2 protein-coding genes and 1 pseudogene are annotated in these 3040 nt (G+C 41.2%); all 3 read right to left on the bottom strand.

Annotated elements, in window-relative coordinates:
* Positions 1-916, bottom strand: a 916-nt coding sequence (locus AACV78_RS01115; protein ID WP_228042733.1) for a hypothetical protein, incomplete at its 3' end; no start/stop codon positions are given.
* Between the two features lie 90 nt (positions 917-1006).
* On the bottom strand, positions 1007-2218 hold the full coding sequence (locus AACV78_RS01110; RefSeq protein WP_194013100.1) for a histidine kinase: 1212 nt from the start codon (positions 2216-2218) through the stop codon (positions 1007-1009).
* 499 nt (positions 2219-2717) lie between these two features.
* Positions 2718-3040 (bottom strand): annotated as a pseudogene (locus AACV78_RS01105) (PEP-CTERM sorting domain-containing protein); the annotation flags it as partial.

The raw sequence follows: 3040 nt of genomic DNA, 5'->3' as shown, positions 1-3040 counted from the left end.
CATTTCCTACAGGGCTACTGTCGTCGTCAAATCCTAACTGAAAACCTGAGTTATTGTCAGTGCTTAAGAATGTGTTTGGGTTGCAGCGGTTGGAGGGAAGGTCGTTGTTTGTCCAGGCTCTATATTTGGAACCTGGAGTAAGGTCAGAGAGGTTAAAACGGTCTACTTCCAAACCGGAGGCGAGGCTGTCGGAGAACTTTTTAGTGGTTTTAGGACGATTAATTGTACTTTTCCAACCCCAAGAGACCCCGTTATAAATTGAGACTTTATTGTCTGCTGTCTTCTCAACCAGATACAGTTCAGCGTCAAAGGTATGACCTATCGAGACATTATTCCTGAATGGATAGTCTTTGAATACACCTGGTTGTAACATTCCTGGAAACTGGAGATCGTAAAATGGATTACCCTGAAAAGATGGAACGTCAATGAAATTATTTGGCTCTCCTTTACGATCGTTTAAAAATTCATAGTTAGTTACCCGTTGAATCCAATGTAGATTGTTAATATTATTGTGAAAGCTGCTGGAAACGCCATTTTCTGCTATCTGGTAAAGGTAATTGAGTTGAAATTTAGCCCCTACGTGAGTAGCTTCGTCTGGGAAGTTAGCCTCTGGTGTGTAGTAAGGCTGATTTTCTACTATCTCAAATCTACCATCTATTGATACCGGATTAAATTCCCATCCTTGAAAAAGGGTTTGGAGGGTCCTCAGAAAGTCACTACTTTGAGCAGGTGGGTCGAGAAGTTTTACCTGTTTTACAGTTATTTTACCTTCAGCCTTAACCGGGTCTTTGTATGAAATGGTTTTAGAGCTAGTGTCACCGCCCAAACTAAAAGAGAATGCACTCGCTCCATAATCCATCAGCCAGAGCAGCAAGCTTGTTGTCAAAAATACCAAGGGATATTGTCGTAATCGCATTTTTTGTAACTCCTTACAAACCACTAATTTTAAAAACTATCAACCAGGGGTGAAATCCTACCTAACAGACAAGTGTGATGTCGTTAAAGTTTAATGCTCGACTAAGTTAAACCCTACAAAAGGCGTAGCTCCCAAGCCTTTCCATGTATCTCCTGAGAGCTCCTGTGTGCAGCTTACTTCTGCTCCAGGGTTGTACCCAATTCTTATCTGATACTTACCGGGCTTGAACTCATCAAAATAGATGAAGCCACCAGAGCGTTCAGAGCGTCCAAGTAAAAGCAAGTTATTTTCCCAGAAGAGTTTGGCATCTAGACTGAAAGTAACATTCTCTCCTGGCTCGACTAACGGACAGTTGTATCCTGCCAGCAAATTCCCTCCCCCGCGTCCTTTCAAACGCAGTTTTTTACCACCTTGCTCTAGAATCTGTAACGTTGTATTTAACTGTTGGAAACGAAACGAAGTTGCCGTTTTATTGGTAATCCGAAGAGCGAGTTTTACAGGAGTTGTAGCATTGGGCTTATTTGAGGGGATTATAAAGACACGCTCTGGCATAAAAATTTCAAAGCGAATGCCATCTACTTCAACTGTATTGCTGTTAATGGATACAGGTTGAACTACGCGAATCGGTATGAAGTTCGTAGCTCCCTGACCTCTTCCAAGTCCTTTTACTGTCATCGGCTTTTGCGTTTCTACGTCATAGCATGAAACTTTTCCATCAGGACTGTCATAAATGAACCGAAGCTGATATTCTCCGGGCTTGAGTTCGTCAAAATACCAGAAGTAGCCAAGCCCGGCATCACCTTTAAGTTGAAGCTTATTATTATTCCATGTAAGTACACCTGAACGGAATAATTTTCTTGTTCCTGGCTCCACTAATTCGCACAAACTTCTCGTATTTAACTGTCTATCTCTAGCTTTTTGTAGTGGCAGCGATCGACCATCTTGCCCTACAAGTTCTGGAATCAATGTGTCGTTGTCAGCTCGAATTAAATTTTGTGTATTGTTGGCAATGCTAACTACAAAAGATAAAGGGCTACTGATATCCAGCTTCTTTTCCGGTATGGGTAAAATAAAGTACGGTACTGAGATATTCATAGAAATGCCTTCCCCTTCAACAGTCTTGCTGTCCGGTAAATCTACGGATTTCAACTCCGTCACCCTCGTTATTCCTATGTCAGAGGGCGTTGTCGCTCCTGCGGACCTATGGCTCAGTGCCATTACACCCAAAAGGATTAAAGCCAATAAAAATAAGCCCAAATGCTTCATCACATCAATCAGCTTTGCTTTCTTAAAGTGACTCATCAACTACTTGGTTATATATTAGGACTAATTCATAAATATTTTAACCGTAAAAATACTGATTTTTTACGTGATATTTTTTTGCTGCTACAATTAAAAATACTAAACTTCGATCGCCTGCAAAAAAAAGTATCTTACACTACAATATATAATTTATCAATAAAGTTTCGTATGTTCATCAACTTACCAAGTGTAAGTCCACAAAAGGCATCGCTATCCAACCAGTCCAGACTTTTTCTAATACCTGTTCTTTGATGTTAGTTGCTCTTTGTGCGGAAACGTGGTATATAAGTCCAAGATGATATGTACCGGGCTTGAGGTAATAAAAATAAATGTAGTTGTGTAATTGCGAGCTTTGTGTCAGTGCGCGACGAGAGAGCAATCGCAGAATCTTCAGTTCATTCGATAGTGATTCCTGTAGGGGCCCGTGAGGCAACAATATCTGCCAACAATCTCCAATCTCAAAAACCCGCCCCGGTCTGGATATTAGGCTCTATAAAAATTATCCAGCCTGCCGCTTTTTCCGCAAAATATAGCGCATCGCAGCGAACCACAGCAGCATTCCCTTAGCCGCCAAAATACTCCCCGGTTCCGGTACAGCTTCCGCATCAATTGGCCCCGGAATTTGTCGCATCTTGAAACTTCCTTCCCTTTCCTTAAAAGCTAATTGAATCGGAAATGCTGTTTCTGCTGTCCGACCAAATAATGAATCAATCCCAGTGATTCTAAAATTATCTACTGGATAACCCAACAAAGAAATAAAGTCTAATTTATCTCCAGGACTGAAATTACCGAGTATCGAATCTCCTACTGCAACAGTAAACT

The organism is Tychonema sp. LEGE 07196, from assembly GCF_963890365.1.
In the GTDB taxonomy this organism is placed as follows: Bacteria; Cyanobacteriota; Cyanobacteriia; order Cyanobacteriales; family Microcoleaceae; genus Microcoleus.
The sequence above is the reverse complement of the archived record's forward strand: the minus strand, read 5'-3'. Positions and strand labels throughout refer to the sequence as shown.

Excerpts from the sequence above, each read along its gene's own strand:
- AACV78_RS01110 (WP_194013100.1), bottom strand. The coding sequence starts at position 2,218 with ATGAGTCACTTTAAGAAAGCAAAGCTGATTGATGTGATGAAGCATTTG.